The organism is Parahoeflea olei (assembly GCF_001703635.1).
GTDB lineage: Bacteria > Pseudomonadota > Alphaproteobacteria > Rhizobiales > Rhizobiaceae > Hoeflea > Hoeflea olei.
Window position 1 is genome coordinate 271,054 of record NZ_LQZT01000001.1, and the last position, 14,713, is coordinate 285,766.

The 14,713-nt window shown below is 65.6% G+C and carries 16 protein-coding genes; 8 read left to right on the top strand and 8 right to left on the bottom strand.

Annotated features, from left to right (window positions below; genetic code table 11):
* Positions 1 to 45 precede the first annotated feature (45 nt).
* Both AWJ14_RS01290 and AWJ14_RS01295 read left to right on the top strand, forming a co-directional pair.
* The gene (locus AWJ14_RS01290) at positions 46 to 939 is read left to right on the top strand and encodes a fructose bisphosphate aldolase (protein WP_066173835.1); all 894 of its coding nucleotides are present in this window, start codon (positions 46 to 48) and stop codon (positions 937 to 939) included.
* 102 nt (positions 940 to 1,041) lie between these two features.
* A complete protein-coding gene (locus tag AWJ14_RS01295) occupies positions 1,042 to 1,827 on the top strand; it encodes an SGNH/GDSL hydrolase family protein (RefSeq protein WP_066173839.1) in 786 nt (261 codons plus the stop codon).
* Here the strand turns inward: AWJ14_RS01295 and AWJ14_RS22325 are convergent.
* Positions 1,778 to 1,939 (bottom strand): hypothetical protein, encoded by a 162-nt coding sequence (locus AWJ14_RS22325; protein ID WP_245304086.1) that lies wholly within the window; start codon positions 1,937 to 1,939, stop codon positions 1,778 to 1,780. The genes AWJ14_RS01295 and AWJ14_RS22325 overlap by 50 nt on opposite strands.
* Positions 1,940 to 2,061: 122 nt before the next feature.
* Between AWJ14_RS22325 and AWJ14_RS01305 the strand changes: the two genes are divergently transcribed.
* Positions 2,062 to 3,303 carry an MFS transporter gene (locus AWJ14_RS01305; protein WP_066173845.1) on the top strand — a complete coding sequence of 414 codons (1,242 nt, stop codon included), beginning with the start codon at positions 2,062 to 2,064 and terminating at the stop codon, positions 3,301 to 3,303.
* A 56-nt stretch (positions 3,304 to 3,359) separates the two neighbouring features.
* On the opposite strand, the gene AWJ14_RS01310 is transcribed toward AWJ14_RS01305, so the two are convergent.
* Complete coding sequence (locus AWJ14_RS01310; protein WP_066174768.1) at positions 3,360 to 4,340, bottom strand: NAD(P)H-quinone oxidoreductase; 981 nt, start codon at positions 4,338 to 4,340, stop codon at positions 3,360 to 3,362.
* 71 nt (positions 4,341 to 4,411) lie between these two features.
* Here AWJ14_RS01310 and AWJ14_RS01315 point away from each other — a divergent pair, with 71 nt between their 5' ends.
* Positions 4,412 to 4,645 carry a DUF1192 domain-containing protein gene (locus AWJ14_RS01315; protein ID WP_425349600.1) on the top strand — a complete coding sequence of 78 codons (234 nt, stop codon included), beginning with the start codon at positions 4,412 to 4,414 and terminating at the stop codon, positions 4,643 to 4,645.
* Positions 4,646 to 5,069: 424 nt separating this feature from the next.
* Complete coding sequence (rcdA, locus tag AWJ14_RS01320) at positions 5,070 to 5,588, top strand: protease adaptor protein RcdA (RefSeq protein ID WP_066173853.1); 519 nt, start codon at positions 5,070 to 5,072, stop codon at positions 5,586 to 5,588.
* A gap of 202 nt (positions 5,589 to 5,790) precedes the next feature.
* On the opposite strand, the gene rpmE is transcribed toward rcdA, so the two are convergent.
* Positions 5,791 to 6,012 (bottom strand): 50S ribosomal protein L31, encoded by a 222-nt coding sequence (gene rpmE, locus AWJ14_RS01325; protein WP_066173855.1) that lies wholly within the window; start codon positions 6,010 to 6,012, stop codon positions 5,791 to 5,793.
* Between the two features lie 202 nt (positions 6,013 to 6,214).
* Between rpmE and AWJ14_RS01330 the strand changes: the two genes are divergently transcribed.
* From AWJ14_RS01330 to AWJ14_RS01340, 3 genes are all read left to right on the top strand, one after another.
* Positions 6,215 to 8,062, top strand: coding sequence for an ABC transporter transmembrane domain-containing protein (locus tag AWJ14_RS01330; RefSeq protein WP_066173858.1), 1,848 nt, complete (start codon positions 6,215 to 6,217; stop codon positions 8,060 to 8,062).
* A gap of 256 nt (positions 8,063 to 8,318) precedes the next feature.
* On the top strand, positions 8,319 to 9,113 hold the full coding sequence (locus AWJ14_RS01335) for a fatty acid desaturase (RefSeq protein ID WP_210183479.1): 795 nt from the start codon (positions 8,319 to 8,321) through the stop codon (positions 9,111 to 9,113).
* Positions 9,110 to 9,898, top strand: coding sequence for a phosphate/phosphite/phosphonate ABC transporter substrate-binding protein (locus AWJ14_RS01340; RefSeq protein ID WP_083219943.1), 789 nt, complete (start codon positions 9,110 to 9,112; stop codon positions 9,896 to 9,898). The genes AWJ14_RS01335 and AWJ14_RS01340 overlap by 4 nt, the downstream gene beginning before the upstream one ends.
* An 18-nt stretch (positions 9,899 to 9,916) precedes the next feature.
* Here the strand turns inward: AWJ14_RS01340 and AWJ14_RS01345 are convergent, their stop codons facing one another.
* From AWJ14_RS01345 to AWJ14_RS01365, 5 genes are all read right to left on the bottom strand, one after another.
* Positions 9,917 to 10,948 (bottom strand): peptidoglycan -binding protein, encoded by a 1,032-nt coding sequence (locus AWJ14_RS01345; RefSeq protein ID WP_066173863.1) that lies wholly within the window; start codon positions 10,946 to 10,948, stop codon positions 9,917 to 9,919.
* Positions 10,949 to 10,951: 3 nt separating this feature from the next.
* Entirely contained in the window at positions 10,952 to 11,974 is a 1,023-nt protein-coding gene (locus AWJ14_RS01350) for a MotA/TolQ/ExbB proton channel family protein (protein WP_066173866.1), read from the bottom strand.
* 109 nt (positions 11,975 to 12,083) lie between these two features.
* Complete coding sequence (locus AWJ14_RS01355) at positions 12,084 to 12,884, bottom strand: inositol monophosphatase family protein (RefSeq protein WP_066173870.1); 801 nt, start codon at positions 12,882 to 12,884, stop codon at positions 12,084 to 12,086.
* 71 nt (positions 12,885 to 12,955) lie between these two features.
* Positions 12,956 to 13,519 (bottom strand): elongation factor P, encoded by a 564-nt coding sequence (gene efp, locus AWJ14_RS01360; protein ID WP_066173873.1) that lies wholly within the window; start codon positions 13,517 to 13,519, stop codon positions 12,956 to 12,958.
* Positions 13,520 to 13,639: 120 nt separating this feature from the next.
* Positions 13,640 to 14,623: a tetratricopeptide repeat protein gene (locus AWJ14_RS01365; protein ID WP_066174772.1), complete on the bottom strand. Its 984-nt coding sequence runs from the start codon at positions 14,621 to 14,623 to the stop codon at positions 13,640 to 13,642.
* Positions 14,624 to 14,713: the final 90 nt, after the last annotated feature.

Genomic DNA, 14,713 nt, shown 5'->3' on the forward strand with positions numbered 1-14,713 from the left:
CTGGTACAGCACTACGCAGAGTCCGAGTTGAACAGGGGATAGAGCATGACCAATTCCACCATGGCGCAGCAGATGACGGAGAAAGACGGCTTCATCGCCGCGCTCGACCAGTCCGGCGGCTCGACGCCCAAGGCCCTCAAACTCTACGGCGTCGACGAAAGCGCCTATGGCAGCGAAGAGGAAATGTTCGCGCTGATCCACGAGATGCGCGCGCGCATCATCAAGTCCCCCGCCTTCAGCGGCGACAAGGTGATCGGCGCGATCCTGTTCGAACGCACCATGGATGGCGAGATCGACGGCCTGCCGACCGCCGACTACCTGTGGCAGAAGCGCGGCATCGTGCCCTTCCTCAAGGTCGACCAGGGGCTGATGGACGAAAAGGACGGCGTGCAGTTGATGAAGCCGATCGCCGGGCTCGACGCGCTGCTCAAGCGCGCTGTCGCCAAGAACATCTTCGGCACCAAGATGCGCTCGGTCATCAACGCCGCCAACAAGGACGGCATCGAAGCAGTGGTGGCCCAGCAGTTCGAGGTCGGCAAGCAGATCCTCGATGCCGGGCTGATGCCGATCATCGAGCCCGAGGTCAACATCAAGATCGCCGACAAGGCCGAAGCCGAAGCGATGCTCCTCGAAGCACTCAAGCGCCATCTCGATGCGCTGCCCGCCGGCGAGCGGGTGATGCTCAAGCTGTCGCTGCCGACGGTCACCAATCTCTACAAGCCGCTGGTGGACAGCCCCAAGGTGATGCGCGTGGTGGCGCTTTCGGGCGGCTATTCCCGCGACGACGCCAACGCGATGCTCGCCAAGAACGACGGCGTCATCGCCTCGTTCTCGCGCGCGCTCACCGAAGGCCTGTCGCACGGCCAGAGCGATGCCGATTTCGATGCCGCGCTGGCCGCCACCATCGACAGCATCTTCGAGGCCTCGCGCAAGGCGTAAGCCCGGCAACCGTACCGGAAACCTCGCACCCGCCGTGGCCTCACGGCGGGTTTTCTTTTACTCTGACGACACCCCCGGGATCGAAACAGGCAGAGACGGGTCATGAACAGTTTGCTTGCCGGCGCGCTGAGCTGGCTTCTGCTTCCCATCGCCCTTGTCGAGGGCATGCGCGTGCGCCGCGCGGCACCGCGCTTGCCGCCCCCGCGCGGCCGGCCGAAAGGCGTGGTCGGCACGGGCGAGGCCGCAATCCGCCTGCTGGTGCTGGGGGATTCCTCGGCCGCCGGCGTCGGCGCCGACCGCATCGCGGACACGCTCGGACCACAACTGGCGGCGTGCCTGCATGAGCAGACCGGCAAGACCGTCTCCTGGCGCAATGCCGGCGCCAATTCGGCGACCGCGGCGCAGGTGCGCGATTTCGTGGTGCCGCATGTCGCGGAGCGCGACTTCACCCATGTGCTGATCGCGGTCGGCACCAACGACGCCAAGAACTTCGTGACGAGGTCCGCGTTCAAGAAGGGCTTCGGCGGCCTGCTCTATGCCGTCCACGCACGCTGGCCGGAGGCGCAGGTCTACTGGTCGCAGGTGATCGCCATGGAGCACGTGCCGGCGCTGCCGCCGCGGCTTGCCTTCATCCTCGGCCTGCGCCGGGACATCATCAACGCCGTCGGCCGGCAGCTCTGCCGCGAGCGCTACGGCGAAGCGCTCGCACCGCTCGCAGTGCTCGGGCCCGAGGGTTTTGCCACCGACGGATTTCATGCCAATGCGGAGGGCTACCGCTACTGGGCCGAGCACGTCACGCGCGCGATCGGCAAGGACGAGCCCATGGGCGACGAGCAGGCTAGCCCGGACGCAGCACCAGCGTCATCATCATCGCAAAGACGAGGATAAGGGCGATCTTCCAGACATCGGCGCGCTTTCTCAGACCCGGAAGCCCGAACGGCTTGATCAGGTGGAGCCCCATCGCCACCAGAACCAAAACCAGAAGTATCTTGACCGCCATGCGCATTGCCTTTTTGGATCGGGCCATAAACCTGTCATGATCGGGGGCGATCAGCTAGGCTTTGTGTCGGTCATTGATTCCCGGCCGCCCGACAACTCAAACGTCATACACACCGGATTCCAATGCGCCGCAATCTTCTTCCCGTTCTCGCTTTGCTTTTGGGCACCGCATTCCTGCTTGCCGGCAACGGCCTGCACGGGCTCCTGTTGCCGATGCGCGGGTCCGCGGAAGGCTTCTCGCCGACCTCGCTCGGCCTTCTGGGCACCGGCTGGGCCACCGGCTTCGTGCTCGGCTGCATCTTCTCGCAGCGGCTGGTGCGGCGGATAGGCCATATCCGGGCCTTCTCGGCCTTTTCGGCGATGATCGCCATCATCGCCCTGCTGACTGGGCTTCTGGTCGATCCGGTCTCCTGGATCCTGTTGCGCGTGGTCACCGGGTTTTCGATCGCGGCGGCCTTCATGATCATCGAGAGCTGGCTCAACGAGCGCGCCACCAACGAGACCCGCGGGCTGATCTTCTCGCTCTACATGACCATCACCTATGTGGCGATCGTCGCCGGCCAGATGAGCCTCGCGCTCGGCGATGTCACGCAGTCGACCTTCTTCATCATCGCCGGCATCCTCTACTGCCTGGCGCTGCTGCCGACGGCGGTCTCCACGGCCTCAAGCCCGGCGCCGCTCAAGGAGGTCAAGCTCGACCTCAGGATGATCTACCGCAATTCGCCGGTCTCCTTCGTCGGGATCCTGCTGATCGGCATCGCCAACGGCGCCTTCGGCACGCTCGCACCGGTGTTCGGCGCCGATGTCGGGCTGACCACGCTGACGATCGCCACCATGATGTCGATCACCATCTTTTCGGGCGCGGTGATGCAGATACCGGCGGGACGGATGTCGGACCGCATGGACCGGCGCTATGTGCTGGCCGGGCTCGCCGCCATCGCCGGCTTCTCCGGCCTCGCCATCGCCCTGATCGAGCCGGACGGGATCGGCGTGCTGTTCGGGCTGATCTCGCTCTACGGCGCGATGTCCTACACGCTCTATTCGATCACCGTGGCGCATGCCAACGACTTCGCGCCGAGCGACAAGTTCGTCACCGTTTCGGGCGGGCTGCTGCTGCTTTACGGGATCGGCACCATCATCGGCCCGTCAATCGGCGGCATCGCCATGGCGGTGAACACCTATCTTCTGTTCGCGGTGACGGCGGTCGCCCACCTCGCCATCGCCGTCTATGCGCTGTTCCGCACCCGGGTGCGCGCGGCGATCCCCGCGACCGAGCGCGACAACTTCACCTCGACGCCGTCGGCGCGCGCGGCCACGCCCGAATCGATCAATCTCGACCCGCGCGCCGCAGCCCAGGACGACTGAGGCGCCATCCGGCGCACAAGCTGCCCTGCGCAACCTTGCGCGGGCGCCGGGTGCCGTCAGCCCATGTCGAGCACGATCTTGCCGACATGGTCGCCGTCCTCCATGCGCTGGTGCGCGGCGGCGGCCTGGTCCATGGGATAGATCGAATCCATCACCGGCAGCACCTTGCGCTCGCTCAGCAGCGGCCAGACATGCTGGCGCAGCTCATCGGCGATCGCCGCCTTGAAGGCCACGTCGCGCGCCCTGAGCGTCGAGCCGGTGTGGGTCAGCCGCTTGGTCATCAACAGCGCGAAATCGGCCTCCGCCTTGCGCCCCTTGAGGAAGGCGATCTGCACGATCCGGCCCTCGACCGCGGCCGCCTGGTAGTTGCGGCTGATATAGTCGCCGCCGACCATGTCGAGGATCAGCTCAACGCCCTTGCCATCGGTCGCCTGTTTGGCCGCTTCGACGAAATCGGTGTCGCGGTAATTGATCGCCATATCGGCGCCGAGCTCGCGAATCGCGGCGCATTTGGCCTCGGACCCGGCGGTGGCCAGCACCCGCGCGCCGAACGCCTTGGCAAGCTGGATCGCGGTGGTGCCGATGCCGGAGGAGCCGCCATGCACCAGAAGCGTCTCGCCGGCCTTGAGCCCGCCGCGCTGGAACACATTGTGCCAGACGGTGAAGAAGGTTTCGGGAATCGCCGCGGCCTCGGTCATGGTCAGCCCGCCGGGCGCGGGCAGCGCATTGGTTTCGTCGACGGTCGCGAACTCCGCATAGCCGCCACCGGGCACCAGCGCGCAGACGCGGTCGCCCGGCTTGAAGCGCCTGACCGCCGATCCGACCTCGGCGACTTCGCCGGCGATCTCGAGCCCCGGAATGTCCGACGCGCCTGGCGGCGGCGGATAGGCGCCCTGGCGCTGCAGGCAGTCGGGACGGTTGACGCCGGCCGCCAGCACCCGCACCAGCAATTCGCTCTCACCCGGGACCGGTGTGTCTCGTTCGGTGAGCGTGAGCACTTCCGGCCCGCCGGGTTTGCGGATTTCGATCGCTCGCATCATGTCATTCTCCTGCTGGTGCTTTCTTACAATCTAGGCCCGGGTTAGGATCGGGACAATGCCGCAAGGACATGTGTCCGGCCGGCGATGTGGATGCAGGAGAGCGTGAAGCCATGTTCGCAGACGACGACCGCCCGAAGCGCAAGACAATCCACGAGATCGGCTGCGATCTCACCTTCCTGTCGGCAGGCGAACTGGAAGAGCGAATCACGCTGCTGCGCGCGGAAATCGCGCGGCTGGAGGCCGACAAGGCTTCGAAAACCTCAAGCCGCAGCGCCGCAGAGGACCTTTTCAAACAAAAATAAATCATGAATCGCAATTACATGCGCAATAGCTGGCCAGTGTTAAGCCTTGGGTAAGCTTTACAAGTGTTTACTAACGCATCCGGGTTTCCTGGATGCGGCATTCCGATTTCGGATCGGGATGCCCGACGCCTCCCTGTTAAACTCTTGAGAGCCGCTCCTGCGGCTCTTTTTTTGTCTTTCCCTCCCGGTGCCGGGCTGGCCCGGACGATGCAAATCCGGTGGACACCGGCTTTGCGGACGGTCCCGGCACGGCGGCGAAACCCCGGAAACCCGCCCTTTCCGCGCCGCCGAACACGTTAACCCTTTCTTAAGAATACCCTTGCCCGAAACGATGCGAGCGTTCAGGATACAAGGGCTGGCGGCGACCAGTCACGCCATGCACCAGACGCCGAGCGAAGTAGCGTTTAACCAGGAAATAGCGGCCATGTCCGAAACCAGTCTGAACAACGTCAATCTCGCCGATCGCATGGCCAACTCGGCCCAGTTCAAGGCGCTGTATGCCGAGGGCATGGGACTGGTCGAGGAAACCGCCAACTATCTCGACGGTCCCGGCCGCACCGCCTCGAAGGCGCTGCCGCGGCTCGCAAGCGTGCTCTATGCCGCCGAATCCATGCGCCTGACCACACGGTTGATGCAGATGGCCTCCTGGCTGCTCCTGCAGCGCGCGGTCAACAATGGCGAGATGAATCGCGACCAGGTGCTGGCCGAGAAGAGCAAGGTCCGGCTCGACAGCTTCAATTGCGACAAGAATGCCCAGGGCTGGAGCGAACTGCCCGAAGAGTTCCGCGACCTGGTGGAGCGCTCGCTGCGCATCCAGACCCGCATCGCCCTGCTCGACCGCGAGATCTATCGCCCGGCCGAGGCCACGTCCCTGAAGCCGGACAACCAGAACTCCGTGCAGGCGCAGCAGCAGCTTTTGCAGACGGTCTTCGCCACGCGCTGAGCGCACCGGCACGACCCGGATTTCGACAGGGCCCGCGCATGCCGCGGGCCTTTTTGCGTCAGCATGGGACAGGAGTCCCGATAAGGGACGGGGAGCCACCCTCCCCGCCGGCATGAAGGCGATCGCACTCAGCGATCGGCACACGAAAAAGCCCGCCGGAACGGACCGGCGGGCTTGATCGAAACCGGTAATGGCCGGCTGATTACATGCTGAGGCCTTCGAAGCGCTTCTTGAACTTCGACAGACGGCCGCCGCGGTCCAGCATCTGCTGGTTGCCGCCGGTCCAGGCCGGGTGCGACTTCGGGTCGATTTCAAGGTTCATGGTCTCACCTTCGGCGCCCCAGGTCGAGCGGGTCATGTATTCGGTGCCGTCGGTCATGACCACCTTGATCATGTGGTAATCGGGGTGGATGTCTGCCTTCATCTTCTCTGTCCTGCCTTTGGGAGGCCCGCGCGCAACTTGGCTTGCGGCATTCTGGCCAAACACATATATGAAGCCGTGTCCGTCAGGACAGCGACTTCCCAATTCGATGGCGAGCCTATACAGGAAGGCGTAATCGATAACAAGGGCCGCGTCCGTTTTTGCAGGTCCGCACAATTGCTGCATATGCATATCGGGAGACGACGTGGCTGAACAATTCGATACCCCCAAGACGGCGCGCCGTTCCGTGCGCCCTCTCGCCCGGCTTTTCCCCTATGTGAAACGCTATCCGCACCTGGTGATCGGCGCGCTTTTCTTCCTGCTCATGGCGGCCGTGACGACGTTGACGCTGCCGACCGCGATCCGCCGGATGATCGATCACGGCTTCTCCGCGCAGGATGCGGGCTTCATCAATTCCTATTTCGCCATGCTCGCGGCGATCGCGATCCTGCTCGCCTTCGCCTCGGCCTGCCGCTACTATTTCGTCATCACGCTCGGCGAGCGCGTGGTCTCCGATATCCGCCGCGACGTGTTCGACCATGTCACCCGGCTCTCGGCCGCCTTCTACGATGCCAACCGCTCGGGCGAGATCGTCTCGCGGCTGACCGCCGACACCACGCAGATCAAGTCGACCGTCGGCGCCACCGCGTCGCTGGCGCTGCGCAACACCATCCTGTGCGTGGGCGCGGGCGGCATGATGTTCATCACCTCGCCCCAGCTCTCGGGCCTGGTTCTCGGCGCGATCCCGCTCATCGTGTTTCCGCTGGTGGGCTTCGGCCGCAAGGTGCGCAAGCGCTCGCGCCAGGCCCAGGACAGCCTGGCAGAAGCCATGACTTTCGCCGGCGAAGCCATCGGCGCGACCCGCACCGTGCAGGCCTTCAACACCGAAGCCGCCTCGCAGGCACGCTTCTCCGCCGCGGTGGAGAGCGCCTTCGATGCCGCACGCAAGTCGATCCTGGCCCGCTCGGTGCTGACCGGCTTTGCCATCGCCATGGCCTTCGGCTCGATCGTCGCCGTGCTCTGGTACGGCGCGCAATCGGTGCTCTCGGGCGAGCTCTCGCCGGGAACGCTCGGCCAGTTCCTGCTCTATTCGGTGTTTGCCGCAGGCAGCCTCGGCGCCTTGTCGGAAGTCTGGGGCGAGTTGTCCCAGGCCGCAGGCGCCGCCGAACGGCTGAGCGAACTGCTCGACGAAGTGCCCGAGATCCGCGCGCCGAAATCGCCCAAGCCGCTGCCGATGCCGGCGATCGGCGACATCCGCTTCACGGACGTGCATTTTGCCTATCCCGCCCGGCCCGACACCTCGGCGCTGACGGGCACCAGCTTCCATGTCCGTCCCGGCGAGACCGTGGCCGTGGTCGGCGCCTCGGGTGCCGGCAAGTCCACCCTGTTTTCGCTGATCCTGAGGTTCTACGACGCAAGTTCGGGCTCCGTGGAGATCGACCATGTCGAGATCCGCGATGCCGACCCCTCCGCCGTGCGCGCCCGCATCGCGCTGGTGCCGCAGGACGTCACCATCTTCGCCGGCAGCGTCGGCAGCAACATCGCCTTCGGCCGGCCCGAGGCCAGCCAGGACCAGATCGAGGCGGCCGCGAAGGCGGCGCAGGCGCATGAGTTCATCATGGCCATGGACAAGGGTTACGACACCCTGGTCGGCGAACGCGGCATCACGCTGTCGGGCGGGCAGCGCCAGCGGGTGGCGATCGCCCGGGCGATCCTGCGCGACGCGCCGATCCTGCTGCTCGACGAGGCGACCTCCGCGCTCGACGCCGAGAACGAGAAGCTGGTGCAGAAGGCGCTCGAAAGCCTGATGGAAAACCGCACGACCATCGTCATCGCCCACCGGCTCGCCACCGTGTTGCGCGCCGACCGCATTCTGGTGATGGACAAGGGCCGGATCGTCGAGGAAGGCACCCACGCGGCGCTGGTGGCGCGCGGCGGGCTCTATGCCCGGCTGGCGCGGCTGCAGTTCGAGCATGGCGCCGAGGCGCTGGCGCTGGATACGCCGGCCGTCGCGCCGAAGCCGGCCAAGGCCAATGGCGGCACGCACGCCTGATCATCCTCACGCTTGATCTCAAGTGTGACAATCTTGTGAAGCGCCGCAAATCAGGATAAGGATCTGGCGTTCGTCTGGAAGCCACGCGGGGGACGGGACGCCTGTCCGCGGGCTATAACAGGAACATTCAGAAGGTGTATCCACGATGCGGAATGACGCGGAGTGGCGAACCCTGCTTCTGGCAGGCGTTTGCTATGCTGTGTGGTTTTTGCTGGCGTTTGGGTGGGCTGACCTGCCGGACACGATCCGTGTCCTCTTGCTGATCCCCACGATCACGCTGCATTCCTCTCTTCAACACGAGTTCCTGCATGGCCATCCGTTCAGGAACCAGTTGATCAACGATCTCCTGATCGCCCCGCCAATCGGAGTGCTGGTGCCCTACCTGCGCTTCAAATCCTGCCACCTGACCCATCACATCAACGAAAACATCACCGATCCCTACGACGATCCGGAGAGCTATTATCTCGACCGCAGCGTCTGGGCGGCGCTGCCGAGCTGGTTCCGGCGCGTGCTGGTCGCCAACAACACGCTTGTCGGGCGCATGACGCTCGGCCCGGCGCTGGGCACGATCGGGTTCCTGCGCAACGAACTGGGACGCATACGCGCCGGTGACAGAGCCATCCTTGGCATATGGCTGCGTCACCTTCTGGCAGTAGCGCTGCTCCTCATGCTGATCGGGGCCTATGGCAGCCTCTCGGTGGCGGCCTACGCCATCGCCGCCTATCTCGGCATGGGGCTGTTGATGGTGCGCTCCTTCCTCGAGCACCAGGCGGTGGAGAAGACCAACCAGCGCTCGGTGATCATCGAAACGCGCGGGCCGCTGAGCCTGTTGTTCCTCAACAACAATTTCCACTCGGTGCACCACGCCTATCCGTCGCTCGCCTGGTACCGGATTCCCGGCTTCTTCCGCGAGAACCGGGAACGCTTCCTGCGCATGAATGGCGGCTATCGCTACGAGAGCTACTGGGAGGTGTTCCGCCGCTTCGGCTTCCGGCCCAAGGAGCCGGTCGCCTGGCCGATCGAGCGCAAACGCCGCGGCGACAGCGGGTGACCGGCCTCGCCGCGCTGCCGATGTATGACTGGCCGGAGATCCGGCCGGCGAGCGATGCACTGTGGGCCGCGATCCGCGACCAGTTGCTTCTGCGCGGGATCGCGGCACCCGCGGTGCTCGACCGCGGCGACCAGATGGAAGCACTCTGGACCGATCCGGATCTCGTGCTGTCGCAGACCTGCGGCTATCCCTTCGCGACCCGGCTTGCCGGCCGTGTCGCGCTGGTGGCGACGCCCGCCCATGCGGCGACCGGCGCGCGGCCGGGCCGCTATTACAGCGTGCTGGTGGCGCGCCGCACCGATGGACCAGTCTCCGCGGGCGACCTTGCCGGGCGCCGCTTCGCCTTCAACATGCGTCACTCGCAATCGGGCTTTGCGGCGCCGGTGAGGCTGTTGCTGGCTGGCGGACATTCCTCGCAGCCAAAACCGCTCGAAACCGGCGCGCACCGCGCCTCGATCCGGGCGGTGGCCACGGGCGAAGCCGACTGGGCCGCAATCGACGCCGTCACCTGGCAACTGGCGCTGCGGCACGAACCGGCAGCCGAAACACTGCGCGTGTTCGCCGTCTCGCCCGAAACCCCTGCCCTGCCGCTGATCACGTCACTGCGTCACGCCGCCGACGCTCCCGCGATCGCCGATGCGGTCGAGGCGGCCATCGCCGGACTCGATGCGGCGATCCGCAAGCAGTTGCTGCTCACCGGCCTCGTACGGCTCAATCCGCAGGATTACGCGCCGCTGGCGGCAAGCTTCGACGCGCGGCGCTGCCTGCCATCTCTCCCGGCCTGAGGCAGCACGGCGCGGGTCTCAGCGCTCGGTCAGCTTGAGTTCGATGCGGCGGTTGGTGGCGCGGTCGGTATCCGTGTCGCCCTCGGCGATCGGCTGGAACTCGCCGAAGCCGGCCGCCACCAGCCGATTGGCCGGCACGCCGTTGGCAATCAGGTATTTGACCACGGACGTGGCGCGCGCGCTCGACAGTTCCCAGTTGTCGGCATAGCGGCCGGTGCCTGACAGCGGCACGTTGTCGGTGTGGCCATCGACGCGCAGCACCCAGTTGATCTCGTCGGGGATTTCGCGGCCGAGCTCGATGATGGCGCTGGCGAGCTTGGCCATCTGGTCCTGCCCGGCCGGGTTCAACTCCGCGCCGCCCGACGGAAACAGCACTTCCGACTGGAACACGAAACGGTCGCCCACCACCCGCACGTCCTCGCGGCTCGACAGGATTTCGCGCAACCTCCCGAAGAAGTCGGAACGGTAGCGGTTGAGTTCCTGCACGCGCTGGGCCAGCGCCACATTGAGCCGCCGGCCGAGATCGGCGATCTTGGCCTGGGTCTCGCGGTCCTTGTTCTCCGACACTTCCAGCGCATCCTCGAGCGCACCGAGCTGGGTCCTGAGCGCGGCGATCTGCTGGTTGAGAAGGTCGACCTGGTTCAGCGCCCGCTGCGACACCTGCTTTTCCGCGTCGAGCGTCTCTTGCAGCGTGCCGATCCGCGCCTCGGCAGCTTCGGACGCACCCGAGCCGCTGGCGAGCAGCTCCTGCAGGCGCGAGCGCTCGCTTTCCGAGCTGCTGAGCGAAGCCTGCAGGTTGGCGAGCGTATCCTCCAGATCCTGCTTGCCCGAGCGTTCGAGCGCGAGCAGCTGCGTGAGTTCGTTGATCTGGCTGTTGAGCCGGTTCAACACCTCGTCGCGGCCGGAAATCTCGCGGCTCAGGAAGAACTGCGCGAGCACGAACACCGTAAGCAGGAACATGATCGCCAGGAGCAGGGTCGACAGGGCATCGACGAAGCCCGGCCAGTAATCGACCGCGCGCTCCCGCCGCCGGTTCCGCGCCAGCGCCATCGTCTACTTGTCCCCGATCTTGTCGGCGAGCTTGTCGAGGGTTTCGCGCATCCGCCGCGATTCGACCTGCTGCGCCTCAATCCAGTCGCGAAGCATCTGCTGCTCGTTGCGCATGTTCTTGACCAGGCCCTGGATGCCTTCGGCCAGACTCGCCATCGCCGCGGTGGTGCGCGGCGTCATGCCCGCGTCCTGCGCCATCTTCTGCATGCGCTCGGTCAGCATCCGGATTTCCTCCGACGTGCCGGCCGCCTCCGCCGGCACGCTCCCGCCCGAATCGAGATCGGTCATGGTGGAGAGCCAGTTTTCGAGTTCGGTGTAAAACCGGTTCTGCGCCCGGCCGGCCTGCAGGTCGAGGAAGCCCAGCACCAAAGATCCGGCGAGGCCGAACAGCGAGGACGAAAAGGCCGTGCCCATGCCGTCGAGCGGCGCCGACAGGCCGCTCTTCAGGGTCGAGAGCACGTCACCCGTGCCGCCCGTGCCCGGATCGAGCGACTGGATCACCTGATTGATCGAACCGATGGTGCCGAGCAGGCCCCAGAAGGTGCCGAGCAGGCCGAGAAACACGAGAAGGCCGATCAGGTAGCGCGAGGTGTCGCGCGACTCGTCGAGCCGGGTGGCGATGGAATCGAGGATCGAGCGCAGCGAGGAGGTGGACAGCGCCATCGACTGGCGCCGGCCGATCAGCGCGCGCATCGGCGCGAGCAGCACCGGATCGCGCCCGACCTTTTCGGCATCGCCGGTGGCCCTCAACGAATTGACCCAGCGCACCTCCGGCCTCAGCCTCAAGACATGGGTGAACACCAGAAGCACGCCGACCGTCAGCACGCCGATGATCAGCCCGTTCAGTCCGGGATTGGCCAGAAACGCCGTCTGGATCTGCCGGTAAAGGATCGCGGCGACAAAACCGGACAGGATCAGGAAGATCGCCATGCTCCAGAAGAACACCAGCGGACTTGAGAGCTTATGCGGATCGGCCCCGCTGCCGTCTTCCGAAATGCCCCACCCCGACAATGTCAGTTTCGCCATGCCATATCCGTCCTGGCCCTTGCCCTAAATCAAAAGATCCTGGCAAGACTAGCCGATATTGTGACGGAAATGAAAGCATGCTTTCAAAACAAAGCCGTGACAGCCAGGGTCAGGCCTTGGGCGTGGGCCGCTGGATCAGTTCGACCAGCCCCTTGTGGATGTATTCGTTGCCCGCGGCGACGGAGCGCGTGCCGAACATGTCGGTTCCGCCGCTCATGTCGGAGACGAAGCCGCCCGCTTCCCGGATCAGGAGCAGGCCGGCGGCCATGTCCCAGGGCTCAAGCGGGGTTTCCCAGAAACCGTCGAGACGGCCGGCCGCCACATAGGCGAGATCGAGCGCGGCCGCGCCCATCCGCCGGATGCCGGCGCATTCGCCCATCACGTGGCGCAGCTCCACCAGAAACTTGCCGTGATGGCCACGGCCCAGATGCGGCACGCCGGTGCCGATCACCGCGTCCGACATCGCCTTGCGGCCGGCAACGCGCAGGCGCCGGTCGTTGAGGAAGGCGCCGCCGCCGCGTTCGGCGGTGTAGAGTTCGTCGGTCGAGGGGTTGTAGATCACTCCGGCGACGATCTCACCACTGCGCTCGAGCGCGATCGACACGGCGAAATGCGGCATGCCGTGCAGGAAGTTGGTGGTGCCGTCGAGCGGATCGACGATCCAGCGATGGGCGCCGTCGGTGCCCTTGAGCTCGATGCTTTCCTCGCCCATGAAGCCGTAGGTCGGGCGCGCCCGGAGCAATTCGGTCTTGATGATCGTCTCGGCCTTGCGGTCGGCCTGGCTCACATAATCGCCCGGCCCCTTGAGCGAGACCTGGAGGTTCTGCACCTCGCCGAAATCGCGCGCGAGCGAACGCCCGGCCTTGAGCGCGGCCTGAACCATCACATTGAGAAGGGCGGAACGCGCCATCTGCTTTTCTTCCTTGGTCACGGCGGCGCGCGGGACTGCCGCGCGCGCCTTTAGGTCTTCGCGGGCCGGGCTTAGTCGGCGCGGCGCAGATAGGTCAGTTCATTGGTGTCGACGATCACCCGCTCGCCGGCCGCGATGAACGGCGGCACGAGGATGCGTACACCGTTTTCCAGAACGGCGGGCTTGTAGGACGAGGCCGCGGTCTGGCCCTTGACCACCGGATCGGCCTCGGCGATCGCCAGCGTCACCTGGTCGGGCAGCGCGATGCCGATCGGCCGCTCGTCATAGAGTTCCACGGTCACCATCATGCCGTCCTGGAGGAAGGCGCGGCGATCGCCGACGAAGTCCTTCTGCAGCTCAAGCTGCTCATAGCTTTCGAGGTCCATGAACACCAGTGCTTCGCCCTGCTCGAACAGGAACTGGAAGTCCTTCTGTTCGAGGCGGATGCGTTCGACGGTCTCGGAGGCGCGGAAGCGCTCGTTGAGCTTGGTGCCGTCGATCAGGTTCTTCATCTCGACCTGGTTGAAGGCGCCGCCCTTTCCGGGCTTGACCGCGTTGGTCTTGACCACGGCCCAGAGACCGCCATTGTGCTCGAGCACGTTGCCGGGACGAATTTCATTTCCGTTGATTTTCATGGGACAATTCCGCGTCAGCTTGATCCGGCCCGGTTTTCGGCGCCGCTTGGCGGCCTCAAGACCACAAATGGCTGCGCTTTTCAAGTCTGGCGCGCAACCGGAGCGCCGTGATTGCAAGCTTCAGCGCTTGCCGAACCGGTTGGCCGCCTCGATCGCGCGCTTCTGCTCGTCCTCGGTCAGCCCCTGGTAGAAATCGTCGAGCGACCGGTCGACGAAGCCGGCGCGGCGCGACAGGATGTACCATTTCGCCGCTTCGACCGGATCGCCTGCCGTGCCGATGGCATTGATCTCGAGCACCGCCATCCGGTTCTGCGCCACCACATTGCCGCGGTTTGCGGCCACCTTCATCCAGCGATAGCCCGTGGCGTAGTCCTTGGGTCCGCCGATCCCGTCGATCAGCCAGATGGCATAGTCGAGCTGCGCGGTATCGAAGCCGGCCCGCGCGGCCTTTTCCATGTATTCGCGCGCCCGCGCCCGTTTCTGCTCGGGCACACCCACCGTGTTGCTGTAGATCTGCGCAAGCGCATATTGCGCGTCGGGAACCCCCTGCTCGGCCGCCATCTCAAAATAGGGCAGCGCCTCGAGAAGGCCCGCGTCCCCGGGCTTGGCCGCCACCAGCGCTTGGGCATGGTTGAACTGGGCGAAGGCATTGCCCGCATCCGCGGCCTTCTTCATCAGTTCGCGCGCCTTGACCGGGTCGGCTTTGACATATTTCCCTTCGAGCAGCATCACGCCGTATTTGAACTGGGCCGAGGCATTGCCGCCATCGGCCGCCTGTCCATACCAGAACGCGGCGTCCTCCATGCTGCGCGCCACGCCGAGCCCGCTTGCGAACAATTCGCCCACCAGCGTCTGCGCCGCCGGATCGCCGAGCTGCGCCCGCGGCAACGCCAGCTCCATCGCGGTGAGATAATAGCCGCGCTGGAAGGCGCCGAAGGCACGCGCGGTGGCATCGGCAGCATCCGGAGCAGCCGTGCCGACAGGCTCAGGGGCTTGCGGCGCCGGCATTTCGGTGCCGGTCCCGGCTGCCGCGGAAGGAGCCTGCAGCGCAGTCCCCTCCTGCGCAGCCGCGCCGCGCGGCGCCAGCGCCACGACCAGGGCCATCAACAGCGCGGGCACAAGCCTGCGATGGCGCGGCAAGCGGCCCCCGCTGGCAATCGGGTGCTGCGGCGTGAAGGGATCAGGATCGTTCAT

Excerpts from the sequence above, each read along its gene's own strand:
- AWJ14_RS01345 (WP_066173863.1), bottom strand. The coding sequence starts at position 10,948 with ATGGCGCTGGCGCGGAACCGGCGGCGGGAGCGCGCGGTCGATTACTGG.
- AWJ14_RS22325 (WP_245304086.1), bottom strand. The coding sequence starts at position 1,939 with ATGGCGGTCAAGATACTTCTGGTTTTGGTTCTGGTGGCGATGGGGCTC.
- AWJ14_RS01315 (WP_425349600.1), top strand. The coding sequence starts at position 4,412 with ATGTGTCCGGCCGGCGATGTGGATGCAGGAGAGCGTGAAGCCATGTTC.
- AWJ14_RS01310 (WP_066174768.1), bottom strand. The coding sequence starts at position 4,340 with ATGCGAGCGATCGAAATCCGCAAACCCGGCGGGCCGGAAGTGCTCACG.
- AWJ14_RS01290 (WP_066173835.1), top strand. The coding sequence starts at position 46 with ATGACCAATTCCACCATGGCGCAGCAGATGACGGAGAAAGACGGCTTC.
- AWJ14_RS01365 (WP_066174772.1), bottom strand. The coding sequence starts at position 14,623 with ATGGCCCTGGTCGTGGCGCTGGCGCCGCGCGGCGCGGCTGCGCAGGAG.
- rpmE (WP_066173855.1), bottom strand. The coding sequence starts at position 6,012 with ATGAAGGCAGACATCCACCCCGATTACCACATGATCAAGGTGGTCATG.
- AWJ14_RS01350 (WP_066173866.1), bottom strand. The coding sequence starts at position 11,974 with ATGGCGAAACTGACATTGTCGGGGTGGGGCATTTCGGAAGACGGCAGC.
- efp (WP_066173873.1), bottom strand. The coding sequence starts at position 13,519 with ATGAAAATCAACGGAAATGAAATTCGTCCCGGCAACGTGCTCGAGCAC.
- AWJ14_RS01355 (WP_066173870.1), bottom strand. The coding sequence starts at position 12,884 with ATGGCGCGTTCCGCCCTTCTCAATGTGATGGTTCAGGCCGCGCTCAAG.
- AWJ14_RS01295 (WP_066173839.1), top strand. The coding sequence starts at position 1,042 with ATGAACAGTTTGCTTGCCGGCGCGCTGAGCTGGCTTCTGCTTCCCATC.
- rcdA (WP_066173853.1), top strand. The coding sequence starts at position 5,070 with ATGTCCGAAACCAGTCTGAACAACGTCAATCTCGCCGATCGCATGGCC.
- AWJ14_RS01305 (WP_066173845.1), top strand. The coding sequence starts at position 2,062 with ATGCGCCGCAATCTTCTTCCCGTTCTCGCTTTGCTTTTGGGCACCGCA.